Source organism: Azospirillum sp. A23 (assembly GCF_042938965.1).
GTDB classification, from domain to species: domain Bacteria; phylum Pseudomonadota; class Alphaproteobacteria; order Azospirillales; family Azospirillaceae; genus Azospirillum; species Azospirillum melinis.
The window spans coordinates 688,736-713,240 of sequence record NZ_CP170667.1 but is presented as its reverse complement, the minus strand read 5'-3'; the positions used below and the strand labels follow the sequence as shown (position 1 = coordinate 713,240).

The 24,505-nt window shown below is 66.6% G+C and carries 29 protein-coding genes; 5 read left to right on the top strand and 24 right to left on the bottom strand.

What is annotated here, in order from left to right; genetic code table 11:
- Positions 1-45: 45 nt before the first annotated feature.
- Together ABNQ40_RS20795 and ABNQ40_RS20790 are read right to left on the bottom strand one after the other, a co-directional pair.
- A complete protein-coding gene (locus ABNQ40_RS20795; RefSeq protein WP_158285633.1) occupies positions 46-264 on the bottom strand; it encodes a hypothetical protein in 219 nt (72 codons plus the stop codon).
- Positions 265-326: 62 nt separating this feature from the next.
- Positions 327-482 carry a DUF3309 family protein gene (locus ABNQ40_RS20790; protein WP_042694949.1) on the bottom strand — a complete coding sequence of 52 codons (156 nt, stop codon included), beginning with the start codon at positions 480-482 and terminating at the stop codon, positions 327-329.
- 326 nt (positions 483-808) lie between these two features.
- On the opposite strand from ABNQ40_RS20790, the gene ABNQ40_RS20785 reads away from it, so the two are divergent.
- The gene (locus ABNQ40_RS20785) at positions 809-1,186 is read left to right on the top strand and encodes a hypothetical protein (RefSeq protein WP_109052097.1); all 378 of its coding nucleotides are present in this window, start codon (positions 809-811) and stop codon (positions 1,184-1,186) included.
- A 22-nt stretch (positions 1,187-1,208) separates the two neighbouring features.
- Here ABNQ40_RS20785 and ABNQ40_RS20780 read toward each other — a convergent pair whose 3' ends face one another.
- Together ABNQ40_RS20780 and ABNQ40_RS20775 are read right to left on the bottom strand one after the other, a co-directional pair.
- On the bottom strand, positions 1,209-2,135 hold the full coding sequence (locus ABNQ40_RS20780; protein ID WP_109052096.1) for a phosphatidylcholine/phosphatidylserine synthase: 927 nt from the start codon (positions 2,133-2,135) through the stop codon (positions 1,209-1,211).
- Positions 2,132-2,830, bottom strand: a complete 699-nt coding sequence (locus tag ABNQ40_RS20775) for a phosphatidylserine decarboxylase (RefSeq protein WP_246307006.1) — start codon at positions 2,828-2,830, stop codon at positions 2,132-2,134. The genes ABNQ40_RS20780 and ABNQ40_RS20775 overlap by 4 nt, the downstream gene beginning before the upstream one ends.
- A gap of 131 nt (positions 2,831-2,961) precedes the next feature.
- Here ABNQ40_RS20775 and ABNQ40_RS20770 point away from each other — a divergent pair, with 131 nt between their 5' ends.
- Positions 2,962-3,432, top strand: a complete 471-nt coding sequence (locus ABNQ40_RS20770; protein ID WP_109052094.1) for a hypothetical protein — start codon at positions 2,962-2,964, stop codon at positions 3,430-3,432.
- 20 nt (positions 3,433-3,452) lie between these two features.
- Here the strand turns inward: ABNQ40_RS20770 and ABNQ40_RS20765 are convergent, their stop codons facing one another.
- The 5 genes from ABNQ40_RS20765 to ABNQ40_RS20745 form a co-directional block, all read right to left on the bottom strand.
- A complete protein-coding gene (locus ABNQ40_RS20765) occupies positions 3,453-3,893 on the bottom strand; it encodes a DUF29 domain-containing protein (protein ID WP_109052093.1) in 441 nt (146 codons plus the stop codon).
- 76 nt (positions 3,894-3,969) lie between these two features.
- On the bottom strand, positions 3,970-5,058 hold the full coding sequence (locus ABNQ40_RS20760; RefSeq protein ID WP_098739394.1) for a BMP family ABC transporter substrate-binding protein: 1,089 nt from the start codon (positions 5,056-5,058) through the stop codon (positions 3,970-3,972).
- Between the two features lie 78 nt (positions 5,059-5,136).
- On the bottom strand, positions 5,137-6,066 hold the full coding sequence (locus tag ABNQ40_RS20755; RefSeq protein ID WP_109052092.1) for an ABC transporter permease: 930 nt from the start codon (positions 6,064-6,066) through the stop codon (positions 5,137-5,139).
- Positions 6,063-7,139, bottom strand: a complete 1,077-nt coding sequence (locus ABNQ40_RS20750) for an ABC transporter permease (RefSeq protein WP_109052091.1) — start codon at positions 7,137-7,139, stop codon at positions 6,063-6,065. The genes ABNQ40_RS20755 and ABNQ40_RS20750 overlap by 4 nt, the downstream gene beginning before the upstream one ends.
- 27 nt (positions 7,140-7,166) lie before the next feature.
- Entirely contained in the window at positions 7,167-8,744 is a 1,578-nt protein-coding gene (locus ABNQ40_RS20745) for an ABC transporter ATP-binding protein (RefSeq protein ID WP_109052090.1), read from the bottom strand.
- A gap of 311 nt (positions 8,745-9,055) precedes the next feature.
- Here ABNQ40_RS20745 and ABNQ40_RS20740 point away from each other — a divergent pair, with 311 nt between their 5' ends.
- Both ABNQ40_RS20740 and ABNQ40_RS20735 read left to right on the top strand, forming a co-directional pair.
- Positions 9,056-9,934, top strand: a complete 879-nt coding sequence (locus ABNQ40_RS20740; RefSeq protein ID WP_391348744.1) for a YgfZ/GcvT domain-containing protein — start codon at positions 9,056-9,058, stop codon at positions 9,932-9,934.
- A gap of 96 nt (positions 9,935-10,030) precedes the next feature.
- Positions 10,031-10,573, top strand: a complete 543-nt coding sequence (locus tag ABNQ40_RS20735; protein ID WP_109052088.1) for a PRC-barrel domain-containing protein — start codon at positions 10,031-10,033, stop codon at positions 10,571-10,573.
- A gap of 42 nt (positions 10,574-10,615) precedes the next feature.
- Here the strand turns inward: ABNQ40_RS20735 and ABNQ40_RS20730 are convergent, their stop codons facing one another.
- The 4 genes from ABNQ40_RS20730 to crcB are packed head-to-tail and all read right to left on the bottom strand — an operon-like array spanning position 10,616 to position 13,484.
- On the bottom strand, positions 10,616-11,311 hold the full coding sequence (locus tag ABNQ40_RS20730; protein WP_109052087.1) for an ATP12 family chaperone protein: 696 nt from the start codon (positions 11,309-11,311) through the stop codon (positions 10,616-10,618).
- Positions 11,312-11,314: 3 nt separating this feature from the next.
- Positions 11,315-12,016: an HAD-IA family hydrolase gene (locus ABNQ40_RS20725; RefSeq protein WP_109052086.1), complete on the bottom strand. Its 702-nt coding sequence runs from the start codon at positions 12,014-12,016 to the stop codon at positions 11,315-11,317.
- Complete coding sequence (locus ABNQ40_RS20720) at positions 12,016-13,083, bottom strand: RluA family pseudouridine synthase (protein WP_109052085.1); 1,068 nt, start codon at positions 13,081-13,083, stop codon at positions 12,016-12,018. Before ABNQ40_RS20720 ends, ABNQ40_RS20725 begins: the two co-directional genes overlap by 1 nt.
- A complete protein-coding gene (gene crcB / locus ABNQ40_RS20715; protein ID WP_109052084.1) occupies positions 13,083-13,484 on the bottom strand; it encodes a fluoride efflux transporter CrcB in 402 nt (133 codons plus the stop codon). The genes ABNQ40_RS20720 and crcB overlap by 1 nt, the downstream gene beginning before the upstream one ends.
- 109 nt (positions 13,485-13,593) lie before the next feature.
- Here crcB and ABNQ40_RS20710 point away from each other — a divergent pair, with 109 nt between their 5' ends.
- A complete protein-coding gene (locus ABNQ40_RS20710; RefSeq protein ID WP_109052083.1) occupies positions 13,594-14,157 on the top strand; it encodes a cysteine hydrolase family protein in 564 nt (187 codons plus the stop codon).
- A 7-nt stretch (positions 14,158-14,164) separates the two neighbouring features.
- Here the strand turns inward: ABNQ40_RS20710 and ABNQ40_RS20705 are convergent, their stop codons facing one another.
- The 11 genes from ABNQ40_RS20705 to ABNQ40_RS20655 all read right to left on the bottom strand — a co-directional run bounded on the left by ABNQ40_RS20705 (position 14,165) and on the right by ABNQ40_RS20655 (position 24,480).
- Positions 14,165-15,022, bottom strand: a complete 858-nt coding sequence (locus ABNQ40_RS20705; protein WP_109052082.1) for a dienelactone hydrolase family protein — start codon at positions 15,020-15,022, stop codon at positions 14,165-14,167.
- A gap of 123 nt (positions 15,023-15,145) precedes the next feature.
- Positions 15,146-15,883: an ABC transporter ATP-binding protein gene (locus tag ABNQ40_RS20700; RefSeq protein ID WP_109052081.1), complete on the bottom strand. Its 738-nt coding sequence runs from the start codon at positions 15,881-15,883 to the stop codon at positions 15,146-15,148.
- Positions 15,876-17,123 carry a lipoprotein-releasing ABC transporter permease subunit gene (locus tag ABNQ40_RS20695; protein WP_109052080.1) on the bottom strand — a complete coding sequence of 416 codons (1,248 nt, stop codon included), beginning with the start codon at positions 17,121-17,123 and terminating at the stop codon, positions 15,876-15,878. Before ABNQ40_RS20695 ends, ABNQ40_RS20700 begins: the two co-directional genes overlap by 8 nt.
- A gap of 137 nt (positions 17,124-17,260) precedes the next feature.
- Positions 17,261-18,574 (bottom strand): proline--tRNA ligase, encoded by a 1,314-nt coding sequence (gene proS, locus ABNQ40_RS20690; protein WP_109052079.1) that lies wholly within the window; start codon positions 18,572-18,574, stop codon positions 17,261-17,263.
- 155 nt (positions 18,575-18,729) lie between these two features.
- Positions 18,730-19,206 (bottom strand): hypothetical protein, encoded by a 477-nt coding sequence (locus tag ABNQ40_RS20685; RefSeq protein WP_109052078.1) that lies wholly within the window; start codon positions 19,204-19,206, stop codon positions 18,730-18,732.
- A 17-nt stretch (positions 19,207-19,223) separates the two neighbouring features.
- Positions 19,224-20,123: a hypothetical protein gene (locus ABNQ40_RS20680; protein WP_109052077.1), complete on the bottom strand. Its 900-nt coding sequence runs from the start codon at positions 20,121-20,123 to the stop codon at positions 19,224-19,226.
- Positions 20,124-20,612: 489 nt separating this feature from the next.
- Positions 20,613-21,188 carry a DNA-3-methyladenine glycosylase I gene (locus tag ABNQ40_RS20675; RefSeq protein ID WP_109052076.1) on the bottom strand — a complete coding sequence of 192 codons (576 nt, stop codon included), beginning with the start codon at positions 21,186-21,188 and terminating at the stop codon, positions 20,613-20,615.
- 21 nt (positions 21,189-21,209) lie between these two features.
- Positions 21,210-21,464, bottom strand: a complete 255-nt coding sequence (locus ABNQ40_RS20670; protein WP_098739377.1) for a DUF1467 family protein — start codon at positions 21,462-21,464, stop codon at positions 21,210-21,212.
- A 56-nt stretch (positions 21,465-21,520) separates the two neighbouring features.
- On the bottom strand, positions 21,521-21,925 hold the full coding sequence (gene mce, locus ABNQ40_RS20665; protein ID WP_109052075.1) for a methylmalonyl-CoA epimerase: 405 nt from the start codon (positions 21,923-21,925) through the stop codon (positions 21,521-21,523).
- A 69-nt stretch (positions 21,926-21,994) separates the two neighbouring features.
- Positions 21,995-23,710 carry a ribonuclease J gene (locus ABNQ40_RS20660; RefSeq protein WP_109052074.1) on the bottom strand — a complete coding sequence of 572 codons (1,716 nt, stop codon included), beginning with the start codon at positions 23,708-23,710 and terminating at the stop codon, positions 21,995-21,997.
- Positions 23,707-24,480, bottom strand: a complete 774-nt coding sequence (locus tag ABNQ40_RS20655) for a type III pantothenate kinase (RefSeq protein ID WP_098739374.1) — start codon at positions 24,478-24,480, stop codon at positions 23,707-23,709. Before ABNQ40_RS20655 ends, ABNQ40_RS20660 begins: the two co-directional genes overlap by 4 nt.
- Positions 24,481-24,505: the final 25 nt, after the last annotated feature.

The following is a 24,505-nucleotide window of genomic DNA, read 5'->3' as shown; positions in this document are numbered from 1 at the left end:
CGCATTATGCCGTGACGATCGGTCGCAACAGCTTGAAGATCGATGCTATCGTCGGAGGATGAATGCCGATCTTTCCGCCATGATTCCCTGGCCCGCGATCCCCTGGCTGATCCTGTTCGCCTTATACGGGCTGCCACTGCTGCATGTGGCCTTGTCGCGCCGGGGTGGCGGGTGGCGGCCGCCGGCCGGATCGCGCTGCCCGTTCGGACCGCGCGCCGGATGGCTGGTGATGGTGCTGATGCTGGGGCCGGTCGGATGGCTCATGTTCGCGCTCCGCCGGCCCCGCCGCCCATCGGGCAGATAGCATCAGGTCGACAGGTTGCGGATCAGATCCGGCCCATCAGCAGCAGAACGATCAGGACGATCAGCAGCACGCCGAGGATGCCGCTGGGACCATAGCCCCAGCCGCGGCTGTGCGGCCAGGCCGGAACGGCGCCGAGAAGCATCAGAATGAGGATGATGAGCAGAATCGTGCCGAGCATGGCCTTCTCCCTTATGATGGAGCATTTGTGACGGACAAGCGGAACCTCAACGGGATCCTCTGGACTTTGTTCCTGTCCGGCTCGAACGTGACGGTTCTCCACCACCAAGGAGGGATGTCGCGCCACCGGCGCTCCCCGAACGCGACACTGCCGATCTTTCGGCGAGTTCGCCCCTGTTGACGGACGGTGCGTGGCCGCTTAGGCTCCTATCCCATGAACGTGCATCGCATCGACGGCATTCTGCGAATTAGCGGCCCGGTTCTCCTTTGAGAGCCGGGGATTTCGCTCGTCCAGTCCGCAGAACCGTCTGAAGACCCGATCACGCCATGTCCAGCACCGTGAACACCAATTCCCTGAACGCCAATTCTTCGAATGCCGCCCCCGTGTCCGCTTCGGACGCGCGCGCGACAGCACCCGGCCGCCGGGTCGTCTTCTCCCTGGTCGCCGACGCCGATCCCGGCACCCTGCCCCGCGTTCTGGAATATGTCGCCAAGCGCGGATTGGTCCCGCTGGCCCTGCACAGCCGGCTGACCGGCGACATGCTCGACATCGCCATGGAAATCGGCGATCTGCCCCAGGCGGAAACCGACCATGTCGGCCGTTGCCTGGGGCAGATCCCGATGGTGGCGCGCATCACCGTGACCGAACTGGCTGCCGAAGTCGCGGCAGCCGAGCGGTTCAAGGAATTGGCCGCGGCAGAATAGGAAAAGGGGGAGAGGAAGCCGGTCAGACCGGCTTCCGTGCCTCGTCCTCGGGCGTCGCCCCTTCCGGAGCCTGCGATCCGGCTCCCTGCGCCTCGGTCTCCTGCGTCTCCGGTAGCGGCTCGCCGATCTCCGTGCGCATCAGTTCCGCCGCCCGTTGCAGCTTGCGGAACTGGGCGATGGAGAATGGCAGGCTGACCATATAGGCGATGCCGACGATGGAGAGCGTCCACCAGGGCTGGCTGACCATCATCGCCGCCAGCAGCCCGACGCCGGCCAGGGCCGGCACCACCCAATGGGCCGGGACCCGCGCACCCTTGAAGGAGAAGGTCGGCAGGATGCTGACCATCAGCCCGCCGATCAGCAGGGTCCACGGCACGATGACGGCCGGATGGCCGGGGAACTCCGGACCGATCTCGAACCCCAGGATCATCGGCAGCAGGACGAGGCCGGCCCCGGCCGGCGCCGGCACGCCGGTAAAGTAGTTGTAGGCCCAGGGCGGCAGGTCGACCACGCCGAGCCGCGAGTTAAAGCGCGCCAGCCGCAAGGCGCAGCACACGGCATAGGCCATGGCGGCGATCCAGCCCAGGCTGCCCGCACCGTTCAGCCCCCACAGATACATCATGAAGGCGGGGGCGACGCCGAAGCTGATGGCGTCGGACAGGCTGTCCAGTTCCGCCCCGAACTTGCTCTGCCCGTTCAGCAGGCGGGCGATCCGGCCGTCCAGCGCATCCAGGATGGCGGCGATGACGATGGCGATGACCGCCGGCTCCCACCGCTCCTGCATGGCGAATCGGATCGCGGTCAGGCCGGAGCAGAGCGCCAGCACAGTCAGCACGTTCGGCAACAGGTGGTTGATCGACAGCCCTTTCAGCCGCGGGTGCGGCCGGCCGGGACGGCGCGCCCGGTGCGGGCGGAAGATCTGCTGGCGGAAGACGGGCGGTCGTTTCATCGCCGCACATCCCCCTGCCGCTGCGCTTCGGTCCCGTCCAGGTCGGCCAGGATCGTCTCGCCCCCAATGGCGGTCTGGCCGACGCAGACCAGCGGGGCGACGCCGTCGGGCAGATAGATGTCGGTGCGGCTGCCGAATCGGATCAGGCCGAACCGTTCGCCCGCCTTCACCTGCTGCCCGGCCTTGACCCACCACAGGATGCGGCGCGCCACCAGGCCGGCGATCTGGACATAGGCGATCTCGCGCCCGTCCGGCAGGCGGTGGCGGAAGGCCATCCGCTCGTTCTCGTCGCTCGCCTTGTCCAGCGCGGCGTTGACGAAGGTGCCCTTGTGGTATTCGGCGGCCACGATGGTGCCATCGGCCGGCACGCGGTTGACGTGGACGTTGAAGACGTTGAGGAACACGCTGATCCGGGTCAGCGCCTTGTCCCCCATGCCGAGCTCTTTCGGCGGAACCGCCTGGACGATCATGGTGACGCGCCCGTCGGCCGGGCTGACCAGCAGTCCGGGCCGCGTCGGCGTGACCCGGTCGGGATCGCGGAAGAAGTAGGCGCACCACAGGGTGAGCACCAGACCGATCCAGCCGAGCGGCGCCCAGACGGCGAGACCCAGGATCAGGGAAACCACCGCGAAACCGGCGATGAAGGGCCAGCCGGCACGGTGGATGGGGACGACGACGGTATCGATGGCGGACATCGCCTGCTTTCTTCGTATTTTCAGACCACAGCGAACAGCCATTCTAGCTGTGCGTTGCAAGCCTTTACAGAATTTTAGCGGCCGGAGCCCATGCTGTCGTCTCCATTGCCCCTGAAGCCGAGCGTGCCGCCTTGTCCGTTCCCGATCTGAAGACCATTCAATCGCTGGCCGAAGTGCCGGACGGCGCCCTGCCCATCAATCCCGGCTCCATCGAGATGACGCCGGAGGGCGTTCTCGGCATCGCCAAGCCGCCCCGCCCCTGCAAGCTGACCTTCATGGCCGACGGCCTGCCCTTCAACGTCGCCGTGCGGCATGAAGGGCCGGAGGACGGCGGCGGCTCGATCTGCCAGATCTGGGCGGATGTCGGCCACGTGCCCTATACGGCCCAGGCCCCCGAGCGCCGCCGCGCCCTGCTGGCGGTCCTGCGCGGAATCGAAGGGCTGCCGCATGTCCGGTTCATCGTCCAGGGCGGACAGAAGATCATCCTGTTCTCAGAAATCCGGCTGGAACACCACGCCTCGCCCGAGGACCTGTTCCATCAGACCATCCTGGTCCTGCAGGAAGCGCGTCCGTTCCTGCGGCTGCTGGGCGAGTATCTGTAGGCCGGGACGGCTGGAACTCTTCAGCCTTCCGGCCAGAACCCCTCGTCCATGATATTGGCAAAGCTCCACGGGCACTGAACGGGGAACACAGCCTCGTCGATGCCCGTCTCGGCGGCGGCATCGCGCCGCGCCAGCCGGTAGGCGTCGGCAATCGATTCGCCGAGCTTCGACTTCAGGCTCGGATTGTCACGCAGGTGCGTTTCGATTTCGTCGCGGCTGTTGGCAACTGAAAGGCGCCAGGAGTTTCCGCGGCGGGCGGGTTGATGTTCCCATTTCAGAAGATGGTGCAGGAGCACGCGCAGCCGGTTGACCAGTTCCCTCTTCTCGGTCTTGCCCATACTCTCGATCTCCTCGGCGATGTGCTCGATGTCGACCGCGTCGAGCCTGCCGGCCCGCAGCAGGGCGGCCTGTTCGTTCGCCCAGGCGTAAAAATCGCTGTCGTAGAGGCTGCTTCCGTCCATCGCCCACCTCCCCACATCGCCGGAACGCGCGACGGACCGAGGGTCATCACCCTCGGTCCGCCACACAGTACACTGCTTACTTCGGAACCTTGCCCTGCACGCCCTCGACGTACCAGTCCATCTTTAGGATCTGCTCGTCGGTGGCGGTTTTGCCTTCCGGGATCACGACCTTGCCGGACTGGTCCTTGACCGGGCCCTGGAAGGAGTGCCGCTTGCCGGACACGATGTCGGCCTTGATCTGGTCGGCCATCTTCACGACGTCGGCCGGGATCGCCGGATTGTAGGGGGCCAGCTCAACCATGCCGGTGCTGATGCCGCCCCAGGTGTCGATCGGCTTCCAGCTGCCGTCGAGAACCGCCTTCACCCGGTCGACATAATATCCGTTCCAGTCCTCGACGATCGCGGTCAGGTGCGACTTCGGACCGAAGCGGGTCATGTCGGACGACTGGCCGACCGACCACAGCCCACGCTCCTGGGCGGTCTGGATCGGGGCCGGGCTGTCGGTGTGCTGGACGATGATGTCGGCACCCTGGTCGATCAGCGCCTTGGCCGCCTCGGCTTCCTTGCCGGGGTCGTACCAGCTGTTGACCCAGACCACGCGGACCTCGGCCTTCGGGTTCTGCTCGCGCAGCGCGATGGTGAAGGCGTTGATGCCGCCGACCACCTCGGGAATCGGGTAGGAGCCGATGTAGCCGATGATGTTTGACTTGGTCATCTTGCCGGCGATGGCGCCCACCACCGTGCGGCCTTCATAGAAGCGGCCGGAATAGGTCGCGACGTTCTCGGCGCGCTTGTAGCCGGTGGCGTGCTCGAACTTCACGTCGGGATGGCGCTTGGCCACCTTCAGCGTCGGGTTCATGAAGCCGAAGGAGGTGGTGAAGATCAGCTTGTGGCCGCTGGCCGCCAGCTGCTCGATCACGCGCTCGGCGTCGGCGCCTTCCGGCACGTTCTCGACGAAGGTGGTGGTGACCTTGTCGCCCAGCGCCTTCTCGACGGCCAGACGGCCCTGGTCGTGCTGATAGCTGTAGCCATGGTCGCTGACCGGGCCGACATAGACGAAGCCGACCTTCAGCTTCTCCTGCGCGAAGGCGGAGCCCATGCCCGCGCCCAGCCCCACGCTCAGCGCGATCGCGGCACCGGCCAGACCCAGCACCGTCTTGCCCATCGTCCTTCTGTTCACGTCGACGCTCCTTATTCTTGATGTCGTGAGATATGGGCTTTGTTTCGTTTTCAAAACGACGCGTCAAGCATCGGGATGAAACAGTTTTCCCAGACAGGCCGGCGCGTTCAGGCGGATGCGGGCGACATCCCGCGAAATCAGCACCAGGACCAGAACGGTAGCCAGATACGGCAGCATCGACAAGAGCTGCGACGGCACGTCGATCCCCAGCCCCTGGACATGCAGCTGCAGGATGGTGACGCCGCCGAACAGCCAGGCGCCCAGCATGGCGCGGACCGGCTTCCAGGTGGCGAAGACCACCAGCGCCAGCGCGATCCAGCCACGGCCCGAGGTCATGTTTTCCGCCCACATCGGCGTGTAGTCCATCGACAGGAAGGCGCCGCCCAACCCGGCCATGGCGCCGCCGAACAGCACGGCGAAGAAACGGATGCGCAGGACCTTGTAGCCTAGCGCATGGGCGGCCGTGTGGTTCTCTCCCACCGCGCGCAGAACGAGGCCGGCACGGCTGCGGTAGAGGAACAGATGGACCAGCGGGACGGCGGCAACAGCCAAATAGACCATGATGTCCTGGCCGAACAGCGCCTGCCCCACCACCGGCAGGTCGGTCAGGCCGGGGATGTGGAGCTTCGGCAGACCTTCCAGCGGGATGCCGACGAAACCCTGGCCGATCAGCGCCGACAGGCCGACGCCGAACAGGGTCAGCGCAAGGCCGGTCGCGACCTGGTTGGCCAGCAGGAACAGGGTCAGCACGGCGAACAGCGAGGCGGTGGCAGCGCCGGCGAAGGCCGCGACGAGGAAACCGGTGACGGGGCTGCCGGTCTGAACCGTGACGGCGAAGCCGCAGACAGCGCCGACCAGCATCATGCCCTCGACCCCCAGGTTGAGGACGCCCGACTTCTCGACGACCAGCTCGCCCAAGGCAGCGAACAGCAGCGGCGTCGCCGCCGCGAACATGGCGGCCAGGATCGGGCCGATCAGGGCAAGGTCGCTCATGCCGCGGCCCTCCGCGCACCGAAGCGGACCCGGTAGCGGATCAGCACGTCGCTCGCCAGCAGGAAGAACAGAAGCATGCCCTGGAACACTCCGGTGATGGCCTTGGGCAGGCCCATGGCGATCTGCGCCGCCTCGCCGCCGATGAAGGACAGCGCCATCAGCAGCGCCGCCAGCAGGATGCCGACCGGGTGCAGGCGGCCGAGGAAGGCGACGATGATGGCGGTATAGCCATAGCCGGGCGAAATGCTGGCGGTGATCTGGCCGATGGGGCCGGCGACCTCGCCCATGCCGGCGATGCCGGCCAGCGCGCCCGACAGCAACAGGGTCAGCCAGACGATCCGCTTCTGGTCGAAGCCGGCATAGCCGGCCGCGGCCGGAGTCAGGCCGATCACCTTGATCTGGAAGCCGATGAAGGTCCGGGCGATCAGCAGCCAGCCGCCCGCCACCGCCAGCAGGGCCAACAGCGCGCCGAGATGGACGCGGGTCCCGGCCCACAGGATCGGCAGCGTGGCATCGGCTTCGAACAGCCGCGATTCGGGGAAGGCGAAGCCGTCGGGATCGCGGAAGGGACCATGGACCAGATAGTTCAGCAGCAGCAGCCCCACATAGTTCAGCATCAGGCTGGTCAGAATCTCGCTGGCGTTGAAGCGCAGCCGCAGAAAGGCCGGCACCGCCGCCCAGACCGCCCCGCCGATGGCCCCGCCGATCACCATCATCGGCAGCAGCCACCAGCTGCCTTCGCCATAGAAGGCCAGCGCCAGCCCGCCGCCGGTGATGGCGCCCAGCGTCAGCTGCCCTTCGGCACCGATGTTCCAGACATTGGCGCGGAAGCCGATGGCGAGCCCGACGGCGCACAGCACGAGCGGCGTCGCCTTCACCACCAGCTCGCCGACACCGCGGACCGAAGTCACGGGCGCGACGAAGAAGGAATAGAGCGCCTTCAACGGGTCGAAGCCCATTGCCAGGAACAGGATGAAGCCGCTGAGCAGGGTCAGCGCCACCGCCAGCAGCGGCGTGACATAGACCATGGTCTTCGACGCCTGCCCGCGCGGTTCAAGACGGATGAAGCTCATGCGGCGTCTCCGGTGCTCAAAAAACCATCAGACCGCACGCGTGATCTCCCCATCTTCGTCCGGTGGCGTGCCGAACAGGCCGCCCATCAGCAGGCCGATGCGCTCCACCGTCGTTTCGTGCGTCGGCCGGCTGTCGGACAGGCGGCCATGGAACAGCACGGAAATCCGGTCACTCAGCACGAACAGCTCGTCCAAATCCTGGCTGATGACCAGCACCGCCGCCCCCGACCGCGCCAGATCGATCAGCGCCTTGTGGATCGCGGCAGCGGCGCCGGCATCGACGCCCCAGGTCGGCTGGCCGACCACCAGAAGCTTGGGCTTCTGCAGGATTTCGCGGCCGATGATGAATTTCTGCAGATTGCCGCCCGACAGCGACCGCGCCTCCGCCCGATGACCATGCGCCACGACGTTGAAGCCGCGGATGATCGTCTCGGCATAGGCGCGGGCGCGGGCGAAATGGACCATGCCGCCGCGCACCAGCGGCTCGCGGGCATAGCCGGACAGCAGTGCGTTCTCCGACAGGCTCAGTTCCGGCACGGCACCGCGGCCCAACCGCTCCTCCGGCACGAAAGCGAGGCCGAGCGTCCGACGGGCCCGCGGCCCGAGATGCCCGGCCGACGTGCCCTCGATCACCACGGCGTCGGCATCGGCGAGCAGAACCTCGCCGCTCAAGGCCGCCATCAGTTCCGCCTGCCCGTTGCCGGCGACACCGGCGATGCCGAGAATTTCGCCAGCCCGCACTTCGAAATTGACGTCCTTCAGGTTGGTGGCGAAGGGATTGTCGGAGGTGGTGGACAGGTGGCGCACCGTCAGGCGGGCAACGCCGGCCACACCCTGCGGCGGCCGTTCGGGGGTGGACAGTTCCGCCCCCATCATCATCTCGGCGAGACTGCGCGCGGTCTCCTGCCGCGGATCGGCGGCACCCACCACCTTGCCGGCGCGCAGCACGGTGGCGCGGCTGCACAGCGCGCGGATTTCCTCCAGCTTGTGCGAGATGTAGAGGATCGTGCAGCCCTCCGCCGCCAGGACGCGCAGCGTCTCGAACAGCTTGGCCGCCTCCTGCGGCGTCAGGACGGAGGTCGGCTCGTCCATGATCAGCAGCTTCGGATCCTGCAACAGACAGCGCACGATCTCCACCCGCTGGCGCTCGCCCACCGACAGATGGAAGACGTGGCGGCCGGGGTCCAGCGCCAGACCGTAGCGTTCCGACACCTCGCGGATGCGGCCGGCGAGCTGGTCCATCGGTCCGGCATCGTCGAGGCCGAGCGCGATGTTCTCGGTCACCGTCAGCGTGTCGAACAGGGAGAAATGCTGGAACACCATGCCGATGCCGAGACGGCGCGCGCCGGCCGGGTCGGGAACAATCGTTTCCGCCCCCTGCCACAGCATGGTCCCGGAATCGGGGTGCAGCACCCCGTAGATCATCTTGACCAGGGTCGACTTGCCGGCTCCGTTCTCACCCAGCAGCGCATGGATCTCACCCGGTTGCAGGACGAGATCGACATGGTCGTTGGCCAGACAGCCGGGGAATCGCTTGGTGATGCCGCGCAGCTCCAAACGGGGCGGCGGAGCGTCCGGGGGGTAGGTCTCGGCGTGCGAAGGCAAGGAGGAGCAATCCGGAAAAAGGTCAAACCTGTATGGCATTGCCAAAGCCGTGCCACCGCTACCAACAGAGTAATCCGGCGGCACCACCGGCCGTCAACAACCGATCCTCTGCCCAACGGTGATGCATCTGCCGCTTTGGTCATCATGTCACAGTCGGCTCCCGCAACCCAGCCCTTCGCCCAACTCATTGCGCGGCGCATTGCAGCGCGGCAAGCCCTTGCCAGGCGGGCTGTTCCGCCCAACACTTCAGTCGATTGGATGATGTGGAGGCGACGATGTCGGCGGGTTACGCAGTTTTGGACCAGCGGAGCGTGGTGGCGGTTTCTGGCGAGGACCGCAAGGCGTTCCTGCAAGGGCTGGTGTCCAACGACGTGCTGCGGGTCACGCCGGACCGTGCCACCTATGCCCTGTTCCTGACGCCGCAGGGCAAGTTCCTTCATGATTTCAACCTGGTCGAGTCGGGAGCAGAATCGGACGCCGCACTGCTGCTGGACCCGGAGACGGAGCGCCGCGCCGACCTGCTGCGCCGGCTGAAGATATACAAGCTGCGCTCAAAAATCTCGCTGCAGGACCGGACGGAGCAGCTTCGCGTGGTCGTCGCCTTCGGGGACGGCGCGCTGGAGGCGCTGGGCCTGCCGGCCGAACCGGGTGCGGCCCGGGCTTTTGCCGGTGGCGTCGCCTTCACAGACCCGCGTCTGCCGGCGCTGGGGGCCCGCCTGTTCCTGCCGGCGGAAGGGCTTGCGGCGCTGGAGGCGGCCGGTCTGGCACCGCGCGAGGTCGTGGATTACGACCGGCATCGCCTGTCGCTCGGCATCCCCGACGGCACGCTGGACCTCATCCCCGAGAAATCGATCCCGCTGGAAAGCCGGATGGATGCGCTGAATGCCATTTCCTGGGACAAGGGCTGCTACATGGGGCAGGAGTTGACCGCCCGCACCAAGTACCGCGCCCTCATCAAGAAGAAGCTGTTCCCGGTCACCGTCAATGGACCGGCGCCGGACGCCGGCACTCCGGTGACGCTGGACGGCAAGGACGTTGGCGAAATGCGCAGTGGCCGCGACGGCGCCGCACTCGCTTTGCTGCGGCTGGAGGATGTGCAGCGTGCGGCCGAGAACGGGCTGACCTTCCAGGCAGGGCCGGCGGTTCTGACGCCGCGCGAACCCGGGTGGGACCATACCACGAAGGGTTAGCCCCACACCGAAAGAGTTCCCGGAAGGAGTGATCAAACGGGCTTCGCTCCTGTTGTTGTGATGTCCTAAGACACAACGACATAAGGAGCCACCCTCATGCGTCGCACCCTGATCGTCACCGCCGCCTCGCTGGCTCTCATGACGGGCGTCGCCGTCGCGCAGACCTCGTCGCCGACCGTGGGCAACCCGTCCTCGTCCACGTCCAGCATGTCGAACACCGCAACACCGGACAGCGCCACCAACAGCGGCATGACCAAGTCCGGTCCGACGGGCGGCCAGCTCGCCAGCGCCGACGAACTGATCGGCAAGAACGTCTATGGCCGCGATAACAACAAGATCGGCGAGGTTGACGACGTCATCCTCGACGGCACCGGCCAGGCCAAGCAGCTGGTGATCAGCTCGGGCGGCTTCCTCGGCATCGGCGAGAAGCAGGTCGCGGTCGATTACAGCGCCGCCAACTGGGATTCGCAGAACAACCGCCTGAACCTCGCCGGCATGAGCCGGGACGACGTCAAGGCGATGCCGGAATTCAAGTACGACGACACCATGACGTCGCTGAACAAGAACCGCAAGCCGGCGGAAAAGGAAACGGTCGCCCCAGGCGCCGCCCCGACGACCGGCACCACCACGGCGAAGTAAGGGCCGCTTGCGGTTTGAGGTGGGGGCATCCGCCCCCGCCCGTCATCCCCGCAGCAAATCCACGAAACGCCGACAGGCCACGATCTCCGCGCGAACGTTCGCGCGGCGTTTCGTGGCCTCTGCGTCTTCGCCCCACTGCTCGATCTGGTAGGTTTCGTCCAGCTGCGAGACCTCGAACGCCTCTTCGGCTCTGAGACGGCCTTCCAGCAAAGCCAGTGCCACGATGATCGACCCGCACACACCGGTCGCGGTCTGAAGCGCCGACAGATACCAGTCGTCCGTCCGCTCCACCACCCGGCGCAGGGCGGCCAGAGCCTCCTCCGGCTGCGGCCTGGGCATCAGCCCGGCACACACATGCAGCGGGGCGTCATAGGTCAGCGCCGCCCAATCCAGCAGAGGCTGCCAGAGCTGCGCCTGCCGCTCAACCAGCGGCTGGGGATGTTCGGCGCGGTAGCACAGCAGGTCGGTTTCGGCATAGGCGCTGATGGCGGGGACGATTTCCGGCCGCTTGGCCGGGATCAGGTCGACGGCGGTGCTCGACAGCTGCATCAGCGGCATGGAATGGGCATCGATCCGGTCGCCCTGTGTTGCCCATTCGTCGGCCACGCCCTGGGCCAGCGGCAGGCTGGGGAAGACCAGCGGCGCCTTGGCCGGGCTGCGCACCGGACGGCCGTCCAGTTCGACCCGGAAACCGCCTTCGGTCTCGCCGACGCCAGCCGCCTTGTAGAAACGCTTCATCGCTTACCCTTCCAAAAGCTCCAGCACCGCGGTGGCGACGTCGCGCCCGCGGTGGACGATGCGGTCGGCCCCGGCCCGCTCCAGCTCCGGCACCGCGTGGTAGCCCCAGGAGACGCCGACCGACCGCACCCGCGCGTTGCGGGCCATCTGGATGTCGTAGGTCGTGTCGCCGATCACAACCGTCGCCTCCTCCTCCGCACCGGTCTCCGCCAGCGCACGCTGCACCATGTGCGGGTTGGGCTTGCCGGGACCGACATCGGCGGTCTGCAAGGTGACGAAGCGCCCGGTCAACCCATGGCCCTTCAACACCGCATCCAGCCCGCGGCGCGACTTGCCGGTGGCCACACCCAGCAGCACCCCTGCCTCCCCCAGCGCGGCCAGCGTGTCGAGGATGCCGGGGAACAGCGGTTCGTCCACCTCGCCGCGGCTGCGGGCGCTGGAAAAGGCGCGCTTATAGCTTTCCGCCACCGCGACATGCAGGTCGGCATCCCGCTGCGGCAGCAGCAGGGCCACCGCCTCCACCAGCGACAGCCCGACCATGCGGCGAACGTCCGCCGGATCGGGCTCACCCAGCCCATGCTCGGCCCAGGCCCGTGTCATGGCGTCAATGATGGCGAACTGGCTGTCGACCAGCGTGCCGTCGCAATCGAAGAGGGCGAGGCGCAGCGGCGATTTCCCCAATGGAGCCGTCACGAGTGGAGCCATCACTCGAAATCCTCGAACGGGTCGTCGCGCAGGTTGGGGCTGAAGCCGAAATACTTCCAGGTCGCCAGCATGTGGTCGGGCAGCGGCGCCGTCACGTCGATGGTCTTGCCGCCGCGCGGATGCGGCAGGATCAGCCGGCGGGCGTGCAGGTGCAGCTTCTTCGCCACCTCTGCCCCGCCGGCCAGGAAGGCGCCCTGCCCGGCATATTTTCCGTCGCCCAGGATCGGCGTACCGACGGCGGCCATATGGACGCGCAGCTGGTGGGTGCGCCCGGTCAACGGCCACATGGCGACGAAGGCCGCCTGCTTGCCGACATTCTCCTGCACCGAATAGACGGTGATGGCGCGCTTGCCCTCTTCCTTGTTCTCCGCCACCCGCTCGCCATGCGGGCCGCCTTCCTTGGCCAGCGCCAGATCGATCTTACCCTGGTAGGGCGTCGGCACTCCGACGGTGACGGCCCAATAAATCTTGCGCACCGCACTGCCGCGGAACAGCTCCGTCAGCTTGCTGGCGGCGAAAGTGGTGCGGGCCAGCAGCAGGACTCCGGAGGTGTCCTTGTCCAGCCGGTGGACCAGCTTCGGCCGCTCGTTGCCGTCGAAGCGCAGGGCATCGAGCATGGCGTCGAGATGCTTGGAGGTGCCGGTGCCACCCTGCACCGCCAGACCGGCCGGCTTGTTGATGGCGATCACGTCGGCGTCGCGGTAGAGCACCAGGGCCTGCAACTCGGCGATCTGCTTGTCCGACATGCCCTTGGGCTTGCTGCTCCCCTGACCCGGTCCCCTTACCGGTGCGGCCCAGGCGGCCAGCGGCGGGATGCGCACGCCCTGCTTGGCCGCCAGCCGCGTCGAGGTCTCCGCCCGCTTGCCGTCGACACGGACCTGACCGGTGCGCAGCAGCTTTTGCAGGTAGCTGTGGTTCACGTCGGGAAAATGCCGCTTGAACCAGCGGTCGAGCCGCATGTCGGCCTCGTCGGCCGTGACGATGCGGGTTTCGACCTTGCTGTCGCTTTTGGCTTCGGTCGACGCGGTATCGGCGTGATCGGCAGTGGGCTTGGGAGAGTCAGTCATCAGAGGGACACCGAAACAAGAGAACGCACGGCCCACAGGCCGGCAAAGAAGCCCACCACGCTGAACAGCGTCGAGGCGAGGAAGTATCCCGCCGCCGCGGCGATCTCGTCACGGGCGACGAGGACACCGATGTCCAGCGTGAAGGAAGAGAAGGTGGTGAAGCCGCCCAGGATGCCAACCAAAAGGAAGGCGCGCAGTTCGGGCGACGGCGACCATGTCAGCGCCGCCAGTTCCGACAGCACCCCCATCACCGTACAGCCGATCACGTTGACGATGATCGTTCCCACCGGAAAGCGGCTGCCGATCCATTGTGCGATCGCGAGCAGCATCAGGTAGCGCGCCACCGAACCGGCGGCACCGCCGACGGCGACGGCGAGCAAGGACAGGGGGGATGCGAGCACGGCGCCTCCGGACGAGCGCTGGGATAGGGAAACGGGGATTGAGCGCCGGATTAGAGCCAGAAACCGGCGGACTTGTCACGCGATGGACAATCGCGGCAGGATCGCAGTCATGGAAAAGCTTCCCTTCAACGCCGCTTTGCTGGTCATCGACCTGCAAAAGGCCATCGACGACCCGCGCTGGAGCCTGATCGGCCCGCGCAACAACCCGCAGGCGGAGGCCAACGTCGCGGCCCTGCTGGCCGCATGGCGGCGGGACGGTCGGCCCATCGTCCATATCCGTCACGATTCGGTGGAGCCGGACTCCAGCTACCGCCCCGGCGGTCCCGGCCATCCCTTCAAGGAGGAGGCGAGGCCGCTGCCCGGCGAGACCGTGATCGGCAAGCGGGTGAACAGCGCCTTCATCGGCACCGGGTTGGACGAGTGGCTGCGCGGTCGCGGCATCGCCACGCTGGTGGTGGCCGGCGTCATCACCAACAACAGCGTCGAGGCGACGGTGCGGATGGCCGGCAACCTCGGCTACGACGTACGTCTGGTGGCCGACGCCTGCTTCACCTTTGCCAGGAAAGACCGGTCGGGAAGGCTAAGGACGGCCGACGAGGTCCACGACCTGTCGCTCGCCAACATGGACGGCGAATATGCGACGGTCGTGGATACGGCGGCCGTGCTGGGCTGAACGCCTCTTACGCCAGCTTCGCCTTCAGGAACTCCACCGTCCGCTTCCAGGCCAGATCGGCGGCGTCCTTGTTGTAGCGCTCCGCCGACGTGTCGTTGTGGAAGGCGTGGTTGACGCCGTCATAGACGTAAATCTGGTGTTCGACATGCGCCTTCTTCAGCGCCTCGTCGTAAGCGGGGATGCCGGCGTTGATGCGCTGATCCAACCCGGCATAATGCAGCAGCAGCGGCGACTTGACCGTGGCGACCAGCGCCGGATCGGGGGTCGGGCCGTAGAAGGCGACGCCGGCCTTCAGGTCAGGCGCCTTGATCGCCAGCCGGTTGACCATGCCGCCGCCCCAGCAGAAGCCGACCGCCCCGACCTTCGCCGAGGAATAGCGGTAGGCCATCAGATAGCTCATCGCCGCGATCAGGTTGTTGACCGTCTTGTCGGTGTCGAGCTGGCCGATCATGTCGCGCGCCTTGTCGGCATCCTGCGGCGTGCCGCCCAGCGGCGACAGCAGATCCGGGGCAAACGCCACGAAGCCTTCGGTGGCGAGGCGACGGGTGACGTCCTCGACATAGGCGTTCAGGCCGCGGTTCTCGTGAACGACGACCACCGCCGGAGCCTTGTCCGCCAGCTTCGGCCGGGCGATATAGCCGGACACGTCGCCGGTCGCTCCCTGGAAGGATACTTTTTCCGCCGCCAGACGGGTGTCGTCCTCACCGACCACGGCGGCGCGGGCATAGTTCGGCTCGATCGCCGACAGGATCGCGGGAATCGCTGCCGCACTTCCGGCCAGCGCCGCCAGCCGTTCCAGGAAGACCCGGCGCGGCAGCGGCGCGTGGGTGTATTCGTCGTAAAGATCGATGATCCGCTGGTCCATCCCCGATGCCCCTGTTTTGCCTCATGCCGCAGCTCAGCCGGTGCGGTCGCGCATGAGAGTGGTGGCGACGCACCGGCTTGGCAACCGGGAGACGGATCCGCTTTCGGCCTATGACGCTGCTTATCAGGTTTCCGACGCCACCTCGGTCAGCGGCACCAGTTCTGACGGCCGGTATTCCACCAGAAGGCCGTCGCGCATCTCCAACACCCGGTCCATGCGGCGGGCAAGGTCCAGATTGTGGGTGGCGACCAGGGCGCCGACCTTGGCCTGACGGACGATGGCCGACAGCATGGTGAAGACATGCTCGGCCGTATGCGGGTCGAGGTTGCCGGTCGGCTCGTCGGCGATCAGCAGCGACGGAGCGTTCGCCAGCGCGCGGGCGATGGCGACGCGCTGCTGCTCACCGCCCGACAGGCGGGCCGGGCGGTGGGTGCCGCGTTGCTCCAGCCCGACCATGCGCAGAAGTTCGTCGGCGCGCTGCCTGGCGACCGATTTCGACACGCCGGCGATCATCTGCGGCAGGACGATGTTCTCCCGCGCCGAGAATTCCGGCAACAAATGGTGGAACTGGTAGACGAAGCCGATGGAGCGGCGACGCACCTCGGTCCGTTTGCCGTCGTCCAGATTTGACACGTCGGAGCCCGCGATGCGCACCGTGCCGCTGGTCGGCCGTTCCAGCAGGCCGGCGATGTGCAGCAGCGTCGATTTGCCGGCACCCGACGGGCCGACCAGCGCCACCAGTTCGCCACCGCCGACCGTCAGGTCGACTCCGCGCAGCACCTCCAGCGTCTCGCCCGCCTGCTCGAAGCGGCGGACGATCCCCTTCAGCTCAAGCATCGGCTGCATGACGGCGTCACTCATAGCGCAGAGCCTCCACCGGGTCGAGCCGGGCGGCCCGCCAGGACGGGTAGATGGTCGCGGCGAAGGACAGGCCCAGCGCCATCAGCGTCACCTGAATCACCTCGCTCCAATCGATCTTGGCCGGCAGGTGGGACAGGAAATAGATCTCGGCATTGAACAGGTTGGTGCCGGTCAGCCCCTGGATGACCTGCCGGATGCTCTCGATGTTCAGCGCGAAGGACACGCCGAGTGCGAGACCCAGCAACGTTCCGGTGACGCCGACACTGGCGCCGGACAGGAAGAAGATGCGCATGATCATGCCGCGCGTCGCCCCCATGGTGCGCAGGATCGCAATGTCGCGCCCCTTGTCCTTCACCAGCATGATCAGGCTGGAGATGATGTTGAAGGCCGCCACCATGATGATCAGCGACAGGATCAGGAACATCACGTTGCGTTCGACCTGGAGTGCGGTGAAGAAGCTGGCGTTCGACTGCTGCCAGTCGACCACCCTGCCCTCCCCCGCCACCGCCGACTGGACGGCGGACCGGGCCGCGGCGATCTGCATCGGGTCGCTGACGAAGACCTCCAGCGAGGTCACTGCGTCGCCGGTGCGGAAGAAGGCCTGCGCCTCCTCCAGCGGCAGAAAGATGAAGCTGTTGTCGTATTCGAACATGCCGACGTCGAAGATCGCGCCGATGGGATAGCTGCGCATCCGCGGCACGGTGCCGAAGGCGGTGACGTTGCCCTGGGGTGCGATCAGCGTGATCTGGTCGCCGACCGACAGGCCCAACCGCTGGGCCATGCGCACGCCGATGGCGACGCGATCCTCCCCGAACTCGTCGACCGAGCCGCGGATGACGTTGTTGGCCAGCGTCGGCCGCACCTTGAAGTCTTCCGCCCGCACGCCGCGGATGACGGCTCCGGACGCGACGCCGCGCACCGACACCAGCGCCTGCCCCTCCACCGTCGGGGTGACGTTGACCACGCCCGGCGTGTTGCGCAGCTTGCCGGCCAGGATGTCGAAGTCTGGCAACGGCCCGCCCCGCGAGCTGTAGACGTTGAGATGTCCGTTCAGACCGAGCACCCGGCCCAGCAGCTCCGCCCGGAAGCCGTTCATCACCGCCATCACGATGATGAGCGTCGCCACGCCGAGCGCGATGCCCAGCAGCGAGAACCCCGCGATGACCGAGATGAACCCTTCCTGGCGGCGTGCCCGGAGGTAACGCATCGCGACCATGCGTTCGAAGGCGTTGAAGATCATGCGGCTGGGGTCCTGTGGCGGAGGCCTGTGGGCAGGCGGAAACGATGCCCTACATAAGAACGTGAGCGTGGCAGGAAAAGGGCAAAGCCCGGATCGCCGACTTTGGCAGTCCGGGCTTCCTCTTCGAGCTAAGCCGATCAGCCCAGCAGCTTCGCCAGCGCCGCCTCGACCGGCAGTTCTTCCTTCTCGCCAGTGGCGCGGCGCTTCAGCTCGACGACGCCACTCTTCAGGCCGCGCGGCCCGACGACGAGCTGCCAGGGAACGCCGATCAGGTCCATGTCGGCGAACTTGGCGCCGGGACGGTCGTCGCGGTCGTCATAGGCGACCTCCAGCCCGGCCGCTTCCAGCTTCGCATACAGCTCGGCGCAGACGCGGTCGGTCTCGGCGTCGCCGGACTTCAGGTTGATCAGGCCGACATTGAAGGGAGCCACGGCGTCCGGCCAGATGATGCCGTTGTCGTCGTGGCTGGCCTCGATGATCGCACCCATCAGACGCGACACGCCGATGCCGTAGCTGCCCATCTCCACCGGGATCGACTCGCCGTTCGGACCGGCGACCACCGCGTTCATCGGCTTGGAGTACTTGGTGCCGAAGTTGAAGATGTGGCCGACCTCGATGCCGCGGGCCGACACCAGATCGGCCTCCGGAACCGGGCTGTTGGCCGGGTCGTGCTTCTCGTCGGTCGCCGCATAGATCGAGGTGATGCGGTCAAAGAAGGGCTGCAGGTCGTCCTCCATGCCGGGGGCGTCCTTCAGCACATCCAGGTTCATCCAGTCCTTGTGGCAGAAGACGCCGCTCTCGCCGGTCTCGGCCAGGATGATGAACTCGTGGCTGAGGTCTCCGCCGATGGGGCCGGTGTCGGCACGCATCGGGATCGCCTTCAACCCGATGCGGGCGAAGGTGCGCAGGTAAGCCAGGAACATCTTCTGGTAGGAACGGCGGGCGCCGGCCGCGTCGATGTCGAAGGAGTAGGCGTCCTTCATCAGGAATTCACGGCCGCGCATCACGCCGAAGCGCGGACGGATCTCGTCACGGAACTTCCACTGAATGTGGTAGAGGTTCAGCGGCAGCTGACGGTAGCTTTTGACGAAGGACCGGAAGATGTCGGTGATCATCTCCTCGTTCGTCGGACCGAACAGCATCTCGCGGTCGTGACGGTCGGTGATGCGCAGCATCTCCTTGCCGTAATCGTCGTAACGGCCGCTCTCGCGCCACAGATCGGCCGACTGGATGGTCGGCATCAGCAGTTCCTGCGCGCCGGCGGCGTCCTGCTCCTCGCGGACGATCTGCTCGATCTTGCGCAGAACCCGATAGCCCAGCGGCAGCCAGGCATAGATGCCGGCGCTGGTCTGGCGGATCATCCCGGCCCGCAGCATCAGGCGGTGCGAGACGATCTGCGCCTCGGTCGGGGTCTCCTTGAGGGTCGGCATGAAGAAGCTGGACAGCCGCATGGCTCTGCTCTCGTGTGCGAGGTGTTCGACAAGGCCGACGCGACCGCTGCTTCGCAACGAAAGAGCGGACACGACGGCGGGTGAGCGACTTTAGGAAGGTCGCCCTCACTTGTCCACTGTAAGCCCCCCGCCGGCAGTCCCGCCTGCCTCTCTCCCTACCGGGTGCGGCAATAGGCGTAGAGGCGCTCCTCGGCGCCCGGATCGATCGGCTGGCCGTTCAGATAGAGCCGGTCGCCGACGACGCTGAGCCAGACCGCGGTGATGTCGTTGGGCAGATAGGGAACCGACGGCAGGGCGACGCCCATCCGCCGGGCAAGATCGACCGACAGTGGCAGGTCGATGGGAATCGGCGGCTGCGCACCGGCACTGCCCGGCAGATCGGCCGGCGCCACCGCCCGGCCATTGACGTCGACGCCCGGCCGATATTCGACATCGGCGGCCGGCACATGGCGGGTCAGCCGCTGGCACAGCGACAGGTCGATCACCGGCCGGTCGCCGGCCGGACTGCTGCGGGCCGCATCGGGTGTCAGCGGGATCGGACCGGGAAGCGGCTGCGGCGACTGCGCCGGGGCCGGAACCGGGGCCAGGGAAAGCACCAGGGCCGTCAGTCCGGCGCGCACAGACCGGCGCACAGGGGCTCCGCGCGGGGTCAAAGCGTGTGCCGTTCGGCCACCGGGGCCGGATTGCGCATGGCCTTCCAGTAGATCGACAGGTAGGGCATTCCTTTTTCCGCCTCCTCCTGGGTCCGCGCCGACTGGCGGATGTATTTGCCGATGAAGGGCTTGTTCACATGCTCCAGGTCGACAGCCGCCTTCAGCACCAGGAACTCGCCGATCTTGTCCGGCAGATTGTAATGCCATTTCTGCAGGCAATCGGAGGTCACACCCGGCTTCGCCTGTTCGGGCTCGGGCAGATAAAACTCCTGATGGTGGTACTGCGAGATTTCCTTCCAAGCCTGCGCCACCCGGCCCGGCTTCAGGCGCGGCAGCGCCTTCAGGATGCGGACATCGTCATGGAACAGCGGCTGGAAGCCGCGCTTTTCCGCCAGTTCGGTCAGCATCGTATGAAGGCCGGCCATCACACTGCCTTCCGCACCGCCGCCGCCGTCGCTGCCCGTCTTTTCCTCCCGCCTTCGGCCGAACAGGGCGCTGAAGAAGCCCTTCTTCGGCTTGGACTGGCTGCTGTTGCCGCCATCCTGCCCGATCTTGCGCTCGTCCCACAGCGAGTCCCAGGCAAATTCCCAGGCCGTGAAGATGGCGTTGGAGCGGTCGTCGAGAACGGTCAGCAGATACTCCCGCCCTTCCCGCGCCCAGTCGACGTCACCGACGATGGCGCGTACCGGACGGCGGCTGAGCACGACCGGCAGAATGCCGACGCGCACCAGTTCCTGATAGAACTCAACGAAGGACGGAGTCTGGATGAAAGGCAGGACCGAGCATGGCTGTTGCTCAGGCGCCAGCAGCTCCATGCTTTTCTTGGTACGCTCCAACAGTTCGGCCGCCACAACCGCCGCGAACTGATTGAACCGTTCGTTTTCATTCGCGGCCATCGGCGCCTCGACTGTCGTCCCTTTCCTGCCGCCCGCCGGAGCGGGCAAAGGTCCAGCTGGATACGCGAGCAAAGCGGAAAGCCCCCGGACGGCATGCCCCCGGCGGCGATCTGACAAACCCGGCTGAACGCCCGCACTGGGGAAACCCCACCACAGGAACTAAGCCGAGCAACGCTACCAAGTAAACCGTTAACGTTTTCTGGACCATCGGCGGAAATTTCCTGTCCCCGCCGGATCGCCCGATGCCGACCCGCATCGGATGGAAAAGAAAAGGCCGCGCGGCGAATGCGGCGCGGCCTATCGAGTTTAGGGAGGAATCGCCACCAGGCGTCGGAAAGGGGGGAAGATCCCCCCTCGTCACCAGAAAAGAGTGGACCCGCGCCGTGTCCATAGCAAGCCTAAAACAGAGGCAAAGCCACCTCCTGCACAAAATACTTGCATTTTTGCCCAGGCTTTCAGCGTTTGCCGCGGTTCTGGGCGGGCTTTTGCTTATTCCTTAGGCTGATACCCGCGATAACCGGCGTCCATTGCGGCTTTCCACGGCGGATTCAGCCCCAGCACCACCGCCTGGACCGGACAATCGGCCTGATGGGCACCCGGCAGGTAACCCAGGCTCATTAGGAACTCGCCGACGATCTCGCCGCCGGTGAAGCGGAAGGTACGGCCGAACAGCTTCACCCACTCCGCCTTGGACAGCGGATGGTGGGCACGCAGCCAGCCGTCGAAGGAGCCGTGGGTTTCCCGCAGCGCGACGATGCGCCGGGCATTCTCGATCACAGCATCGACCTTCAGGCGGTTGCGGATGATCCCGGCATCGGCCAGCAGCCGCACCCGCTCCGCCTCGCCATAGGCGGCGACCCGTTCGATGTCGAACCCGTCGAAGGCAGCACGGAAAGCATCCCGCTTCTTCAGGATGGTCAGCCAGGACAGGCCGGCCTGGTTGATCTCCAGCACCAGACGCTCGAACAGCACCCGGTCATCGCTGCTGGGAAAGCCGTATTCGCCGTCGTGGTAGGGACCATGGTGGGAATGGCCGGGTGCGGCCGCGCAATAGGTCAGGCTCACCCGCCCTGCTCCTTTGTGTCGTCAGAACATATCCCGCGCCATGTCCCGGAAGGAAACGAGGCCGGACCGCTCGATGCCGAAGATCACCAGCCACACCAGCAGGGCGACCAGTGACGTGATGATGAATTTGCGCAGAATGCGCGGCTCGACCGGTGCGGAGGAGGCCATACCGGGTTCCGGCGTCTCCGGGGTCCTGACGCCCCAGGGCAGCACCGCGAACAGCACCACCCACCACACGACGATGTAGACGAAGGCCGCAGTCACCCAGTTGTCCATCGCCCTCTCCGCATTTCAGTCGATCAGGCCCGCAGCAGGCCCGCGGCAGTCCACGATCAGGCCTCTTCCAGCTCCACCAGCGTCCCGCAGAAATCCTTCGGATGCAGGAACAGCACCGGCTTGTCATGGGCACCGATCTTCGGCTCGCCGTCGCCCAGCACGCGGGCCCCCTGCTCCTTCATCCGGTCGCGGGCGGCCAGGATGTCCTCCACCTCGTAGCAGATGTGGTGGATGCCGCCGGCCGGGTTCTTTTCCAGGAACCCGGCAATCGGCGACTTCTCCCCGAAGGGATGCAGCAGCTCGATCTTGGTGTTGGGCAGCGTGACGAAGACGACGGTGACGCCATGCGGCGGCAGGTCCACCGGCTGCGACACCGCGGCGCCCAGAGTATCGCGGTAGAGCGCGGTCGCCGCCGGCAGGTCCGGAACGACGATGGCGACGTGGTTGAGCTTCCCGATCATGCGTGTCCTCTCGATGGCTGTCCCTGGCCCGTTAGGGGGCTCTGATAAGCCTGTTATACAGTGTTTCACTCAGACGCGGACCAGATGGACCTCCGTCACCGGCTTCTTGCCATGGGACGCATTGAAGCAGCGGCGCACGGCGATCCGTGCCGCCTCCTTCACCTGGGCGTCGTCGGCCCGCGCCGATTTGGGCAGCATCGCCACCGACTCGCGCACCGCATCGACCACGTCCAGCAGCAGGTCGCGGTCGGTCGCTTCGTCGATCAGCCCCATCACCGCCACCTGCGGCGCGGTCATCAGCTCGCCCGTCGCGCTCATCACCAGCGTCACCACGGCGGCACCGTTGTTCACCATCCGGTTGCGCGCCCGCATCATGCCGGTGTCGAGCGGCACCAGACGCTTGCCGTCGACCGCCATGCGACCGGCACGGACATGGGCGACCACACGGGCACCCTCCGCTCCGTCCAGGCGGAGAATCTCGCCGTTGGCGGGCACGATGCTGTGGGGGATCTGGCAATCCTCCGCCAGGGCGGCGTGCGCCTGCTGGTGGCGCTGCTCGCCATGGACCGGCACGGCGATGCGCGGGCGCACCCACTGGTACATGCGCACCAGCTCGTCGCGCGCCGGGTGGCCGGACACATGGACCGATGCCTCGTCCGCCGTCACCAGTTCGACGCCCTGGGTGACGAGCTGGTTCTGCATGCGGCCGATGGCGCGCTCGTTGCCCGGAATCTCGCGAGAGGAGAAGATCACCACGTCGCCGCGCGACAGCGTCACCTGCGGATGGTCATTGGTGGCGATGCGGGCAAGGGCGGAGCGCGGCTCGCCCTGGCTGCCGGTGCAGATCAGCACCAGCTTTTCCCGCGGCAGATAGCTGGCGTCATGCTCCGACAGGAATTTCGGCACATCGGCCAGATAGCCGGTGGCCCGCGCCGCCTCGTTGATGCGCCACAGCGACCGGCCGACCAGCGCCACATGGCGGTCATGCGCGGCGGCGGCGGCGGCGATGCTCTCCAGCCGCGCCACGTTGGTGGCGAAGCAACTGACGGCGATGCGGCGGTCGCGGTAGCGGCCGAACAGCTCCATCAGCGCGTCACGGACGGTCGCCTCCGACCCGGACGCGCCGGGCACCAGCGCATTGGTGCTGTCGCCGACCAGCGCCAGCACCCCCTCGTCGCCGATGGCGCGCAGCCGTTCCTCATCCGCCGTCTCGCCGACCAGCGGATCGGGATCGAGCTTCCAGTCGCCGGTGTGCAGGATGGTCCCGGCCGAGGTGCGGATGGCGAGCGCGTTCGGTTCGGGGATCGAATGCGTCATGGTGACATATTCGACGGAGAAGGGACCGACCTCCACCGTGCCGCCCAGCGGGATCTCGTGGATCGGCACCGTGCTGCTGAGGCCCTTCTCATGCAGCTTGGCGCGCAGGAAGGCCGCAGTGAAGGGCGTGCAATAGACGGGGCAGCGCAACTCCGGCCACAGATACTGGACGGCGCCCAGATGGTCCTCGTGCGCGTGGGTCAGTACGAGCCCGACCAGATCGTTGCGCCGCGCCGCGATGAAGGCCGGATCGGGCATGATGACGTCGAGCCCGGGCATGGTGTCGTCGGCGAAGGAGATGCCGAGATCCACCATCAGCCATTTGCCCTGATGGCAGTAGAGGTTGAGGTTCATCCCGATCTCGCCGGAACCGCCGAGCGGGAGGAAATACAATGCGCCATCCTCCGGAACGAAGGTGTCCGCCGGGGCTTCGGACAGTCCGGCGGCGGTCTTGGAGGATTGTGTCATTGGACCGTGTTGCGCTTGTGGATCAGGAGGAGACCGCGGAGCGTCAGCTCGTTGTCGGTGTGTTCGATGACATGGGTCGCCTTGGCGAAAAGAACAGCCAATCCACCGGTGGCGACCACCCGCATCGGCTCGCCGTACTCCGCCCGGATGCGGGAGACCAGCCCTTCGATCAGGCCGACATAGCCCCAGAAGATGCCGGACTGCATGCAGGCGATGGTGTTCCTGCCGATCACCTCGGCCGGCGGTTGGATTTCGACGCGCGGCAGCTTGGAGGCCGCCATCTGCAGCGCCTCCAGCGACAGGTTCAGCCCCGGCGCGATCACGCCGCCGCGGTAATTGCCCTCGGCATCCACCACGTCGAAGGTCGTCGCCGTGCCGAAATCGATGACGATCAGCGGCGTCTTGTAGGTCGCGGCGGCTGCCACTGTGTTGACCAGCCGGTCGGCACCGACCTCCTCCGGCCGGTCGACCAAGGCCTTGGCCCCCAGATCGACGCCGGGCTGGCCGACGATCACCGGCTCGCAGCCGAAATGGTCCTTGCACAGCCGCTTCAGGTTGAAGGTGGCGCCGGGCACCACGCTGGCGATGATCGCGCCATGGATGTCGACCGGCTTCAGACCCTTCAGCGCCATCAGGTGGGTCAGCCAAACCATGTATTCGTCGGAGGTGCGCTTGGGATCGGTCGCTGTGCGCCAGATGCCGCGCTGGCGGTCGCCGTCGTAGATGGCGAACACCACATTCGTGTTTCCGGCGTCGATCGCGAGCAGCATGGCAAAGTCCTGAAGGCGGTGAGCG

Bases quoted from the DNA above. Each gene is read 5' to 3' on its own strand.
- ABNQ40_RS20660 (WP_109052074.1), bottom strand. From the start codon at position 23,710: ATGACACAATCCTCCAAGACCGCCGCCGGACTGTCCGAAGCCCCGGCG.
- ABNQ40_RS20720 (WP_109052085.1), bottom strand. From the start codon at position 13,083: ATGACTGACTCTCCCAAGCCCACTGCCGATCACGCCGATACCGCGTCG.
- ABNQ40_RS20750 (WP_109052091.1), bottom strand. From the start codon at position 7,139: ATGAGCTTCATCCGTCTTGAACCGCGCGGGCAGGCGTCGAAGACCATG.
- ABNQ40_RS20730 (WP_109052087.1), bottom strand. From the start codon at position 11,311: ATGAAGCGTTTCTACAAGGCGGCTGGCGTCGGCGAGACCGAAGGCGGT.
- ABNQ40_RS20780 (WP_109052096.1), bottom strand. From the start codon at position 2,135: ATGAAACGACCGCCCGTCTTCCGCCAGCAGATCTTCCGCCCGCACCGG.
- ABNQ40_RS20670 (WP_098739377.1), bottom strand. From the start codon at position 21,464: ATGGACAACTGGGTGACTGCGGCCTTCGTCTACATCGTCGTGTGGTGG.
- ABNQ40_RS20705 (WP_109052082.1), bottom strand. From the start codon at position 15,022: ATGGACCAGCGGATCATCGATCTTTACGACGAATACACCCACGCGCCG.
- ABNQ40_RS20755 (WP_109052092.1), bottom strand. From the start codon at position 6,066: ATGAGCGACCTTGCCCTGATCGGCCCGATCCTGGCCGCCATGTTCGCG.
- mce (WP_109052075.1), bottom strand. From the start codon at position 21,925: ATGATCGGGAAGCTCAACCACGTCGCCATCGTCGTTCCGGACCTGCCG.
- ABNQ40_RS20655 (WP_098739374.1), bottom strand. From the start codon at position 24,480: ATGCTGCTCGCGATCGACGCCGGAAACACGAATGTGGTGTTCGCCATC.
- ABNQ40_RS20695 (WP_109052080.1), bottom strand. From the start codon at position 17,123: ATGATCTTCAACGCCTTCGAACGCATGGTCGCGATGCGTTACCTCCGG.
- ABNQ40_RS20735 (WP_109052088.1), top strand. From the start codon at position 10,031: ATGCGTCGCACCCTGATCGTCACCGCCGCCTCGCTGGCTCTCATGACG.
- ABNQ40_RS20700 (WP_109052081.1), bottom strand. From the start codon at position 15,883: ATGAGTGACGCCGTCATGCAGCCGATGCTTGAGCTGAAGGGGATCGTC.
- ABNQ40_RS20795 (WP_158285633.1), bottom strand. From the start codon at position 264: ATGAGCCATCCGACCGGCCCCAGCATCAGCACCATCACCAGCCATCCG.
- ABNQ40_RS20760 (WP_098739394.1), bottom strand. From the start codon at position 5,058: ATGGGCAAGACGGTGCTGGGTCTGGCCGGTGCCGCGATCGCGCTGAGC.
- ABNQ40_RS20725 (WP_109052086.1), bottom strand. From the start codon at position 12,016: ATGGCTCCACTCGTGACGGCTCCATTGGGGAAATCGCCGCTGCGCCTC.
- ABNQ40_RS20775 (WP_246307006.1), bottom strand. From the start codon at position 2,830: ATGTCCGCCATCGATACCGTCGTCGTCCCCATCCACCGTGCCGGCTGG.
- ABNQ40_RS20680 (WP_109052077.1), bottom strand. From the start codon at position 20,123: ATGGCCGCGAATGAAAACGAACGGTTCAATCAGTTCGCGGCGGTTGTG.
- proS (WP_109052079.1), bottom strand. From the start codon at position 18,574: ATGCGGCTGTCCAGCTTCTTCATGCCGACCCTCAAGGAGACCCCGACC.
- ABNQ40_RS20765 (WP_109052093.1), bottom strand. From the start codon at position 3,893: ATGGACGGAAGCAGCCTCTACGACAGCGATTTTTACGCCTGGGCGAAC.
- ABNQ40_RS20710 (WP_109052083.1), top strand. From the start codon at position 13,594: ATGGAAAAGCTTCCCTTCAACGCCGCTTTGCTGGTCATCGACCTGCAA.
- ABNQ40_RS20785 (WP_109052097.1), top strand. From the start codon at position 809: ATGTCCAGCACCGTGAACACCAATTCCCTGAACGCCAATTCTTCGAAT.
- ABNQ40_RS20790 (WP_042694949.1), bottom strand. From the start codon at position 482: ATGCTCGGCACGATTCTGCTCATCATCCTCATTCTGATGCTTCTCGGC.